Consider the following 2,457-nt stretch of genomic DNA (forward strand, 5'->3'; position numbering starts at 1 on the left):
CTTATCATGCCAGTAATGATAATCATGCTTATCATGATTTATTGAAAGCATGACAAAGTTGTACCGCATCTATCTTGTAGCTTGTTGAAATAAAAAGAAACATGATTTCATGCTGATCATGATTGCAATATAATCATGCTAGTCATGTCTATCATGATAGTCATGAAATACCCTAACAGAGGTACAACACATGATTTACTTAATCGGGGGCGAAAAAGGCGGAAGCGGCAAAAGCTGTATTGCTCAGAATTTCGCAGTTGCTCTAAAACGTCGCGATCATGACGTATTGCTTGTAGATGCAGATCCGCAGTTAACAACTTTCACATGGGTCAAAGAGCGAAGCAAAAACGACAAACTACAACATATTCCGTGCGTTCAACTCCACAACAGTGGAGCAGATGCTGAAAGCCTGGAAGCAGTTGAAGACGTGCGAAAAACGCTGCAGGATCTCAAGCAACGCTACCAGACAATTGTGATTGACGCGGGCGGGCAAGACTCTGAAGCTTTACGGGCTGCGATGACAGTAGCAGATCGAATGATAATCCCGTTGCGCCCAAAAAGACGCGACCTTAAGACGCTTCTAAAAATGCGTAAGCTTGTAGCGATGGCAACGGCTGTTAATCCTAAGCTCATAGCAAGATCTGTTTTGACTCAGTGCCCACCGTCAAACAAATCAATCAATAAGCAGGTAGTAAATAAGCGTGTACAAGGCGCTAAAGATATTTGCGAATCGTTTGAGATTCCAGCTTTAAACTCGTTCATTGTTATGCGTAACGCTTATGATGATTCTGACGAAGCAGGATGCGCTGTGTTTGAAGGGCCAGACAGCGTAGACGAAAAAGCTATTGAAGAAATTGAAGAAATGACCAAAGAAATTCTGGAGATTTAAGCATGGCATTAAAAAATCCATTAAAAGGTTTGATGCCTAATGATCAAGAAGAACTAGCAGACTCGTTTATCAAAGGGGCCAGCCTTTCACACAATGCGCCTGAAAAAAAGCAGCCTGCTCCCGCCCCTACCCCAAAAGTTGAGCTTAAAAAAGAGCCAACAAAAAAATGTCAGTTCGTTTTAGGGCTAACGGATAGCGGCGCAATTGATGCCTTGAAGAATAAAGCAAACTATCTGACAGGTAAGAGTTTAGATAGATCTAACATTGTCACATTGGCTGTACGCCATCTTGAAAGCCTGAGTGATGAAGCCCTGATAGAGCTTGCTAAAAAGCACTTTGATGAGTAAATCATGATAATCATGACCAGCATGAAAGCATGATATATTGCTGGTCATGATGCTTGTTAAGCTACTTGTCTAAGCGGGTCATACCTACAGAGCACGCCTTTTTATCGAATGTATAAACCACAGCACAATCATTATTCAAACTAAGTGTTGCTATTAGCGCGTCGCTAAAGTCTCCATTGCCCTTTTGATAGACGCGTAAAGCTCTCCATACTTCTCTGTGATTTTCTATAACAAACTTTTTTGTGGTTAGCAGTTTAGAAAGAATATCAATCAAGTTTTCCTTTTCGACTTTATAGGAGCGCTTTAAAACCCAGAACACCTCAACCACTGCAATAGCCGTAATATAGCCAGGAACATCATCACTTAACTTTGTCTCAATTAATTCGGTCGCTATTTTGGATTGCTTGGGGTCGTCTTGGGCGATGTACCTTACTAATACGTTTGTATCTAATCCGAACATTTACCACCCATCTCAATAGCTTCGTTCATCTCTTCAATAGTGACTGGCTTTTTAGGTTTTTTGATCAAGCCTTTAAGCTCAGTGACATCTCGATTGATGGCTACAATTTCAAATCTGTCAGAGTCAATCTGAATGAATTCAACCCTATCACCTGATGCAAGTGAAAGTGCATCTCTGACCTCTTTAGGTATTGTAACCTGCCCTTTGCTCGTAATAGTTGCTGTAGACATAGCTCAACCTTACATTATGTTTATGTCCTTACTTTAATGCTAAAGGTAAGGAATTGCAAATATTATCATGATCATATTGCTTATCATGATTGGCATGAAATCAACCTCATCAAGATAAGCAACATCATCTATAAATCATGAAATCATGCTTAGAAATACAGGCATGATTAACATGAAATAATGATAAGCAAGCTAGTCATGCTTTTAATGAATGGCATGAAATGTTGATATTCAACATAAGCATGTTAGGGATGATAAGCATGAAATCATGCTAGTAATGATTGGCATGATAATCATGAAGTCAATATATCAACATGAGCATGATAGTCATGATATTTTTTGTAGGCCTCGTATTATGTGGGCTGGTGGCGGTTTAGTGGCACTGTGGGTTGCAGTTGAGTAGCACTTTTAAAGTGAGTGGCATTCGGAGTAGGGGAGGAGCTTTGTTGCAGTACTGAATCATCTGGTCTTTTGAGGTTGTTTAGACAGATTTATAGCTTTGAGGCATGCCCAGCGACGTAAAACGATTTA

At 40.1% G+C, this 2,457-nt stretch carries 4 protein-coding genes; 2 read left to right on the forward strand and 2 right to left on the reverse strand.

All coding sequences use genetic code 11. The annotated features are described in order from the left end of the window. Positions 1-190: 190 nt before the first annotated feature. Together F607_RS0126260 and F607_RS0126265 are read left to right on the forward strand one after the other, a co-directional pair. A complete protein-coding gene (locus tag F607_RS0126260; RefSeq protein WP_027710371.1) occupies positions 191-889 on the forward strand; it encodes an AAA family ATPase in 699 nt (232 codons plus the stop codon). A 2-nt stretch (positions 890-891) separates the two neighbouring features. Further along, positions 892-1,236: a hypothetical protein gene (locus F607_RS0126265; RefSeq protein WP_027710372.1), complete on the forward strand. Its 345-nt coding sequence runs from the start codon at positions 892-894 to the stop codon at positions 1,234-1,236. Positions 1,237-1,297: 61 nt separating this feature from the next. Here the strand turns inward: F607_RS0126265 and F607_RS0126270 are convergent, their stop codons facing one another. Both F607_RS0126270 and F607_RS0126275 read right to left on the reverse strand, forming a co-directional pair. Then, positions 1,298-1,696, reverse strand: coding sequence for a PIN domain-containing protein (locus tag F607_RS0126270; RefSeq protein ID WP_027710373.1), 399 nt, complete (start codon positions 1,694-1,696; stop codon positions 1,298-1,300). Further along, on the reverse strand, positions 1,684-1,926 hold the full coding sequence (locus F607_RS0126275; protein WP_027710374.1) for an AbrB/MazE/SpoVT family DNA-binding domain-containing protein: 243 nt from the start codon (positions 1,924-1,926) through the stop codon (positions 1,684-1,686). The genes F607_RS0126270 and F607_RS0126275 overlap by 13 nt, the downstream gene beginning before the upstream one ends. Positions 1,927-2,457 lie beyond the last annotated feature (531 nt).

The organism is Zooshikella ganghwensis DSM 15267 (genome assembly GCF_000428585.1).
In the GTDB taxonomy this organism is placed as follows: Bacteria; Pseudomonadota; Gammaproteobacteria; order Pseudomonadales; family Zooshikellaceae; genus Zooshikella; species Zooshikella ganghwensis.

Bases quoted from the DNA above. Each gene is read 5' to 3' on its own strand.
- F607_RS0126260 (WP_027710371.1), top strand. From the start codon at position 191: ATGATTTACTTAATCGGGGGCGAAAAAGGCGGAAGCGGCAAAAGCTGT.
- F607_RS0126265 (WP_027710372.1), top strand. From the start codon at position 892: ATGGCATTAAAAAATCCATTAAAAGGTTTGATGCCTAATGATCAAGAA.
- F607_RS0126270 (WP_027710373.1), bottom strand. From the start codon at position 1,696: ATGTTCGGATTAGATACAAACGTATTAGTAAGGTACATCGCCCAAGAC.
- F607_RS0126275 (WP_027710374.1), bottom strand. From the start codon at position 1,926: ATGTCTACAGCAACTATTACGAGCAAAGGGCAGGTTACAATACCTAAA.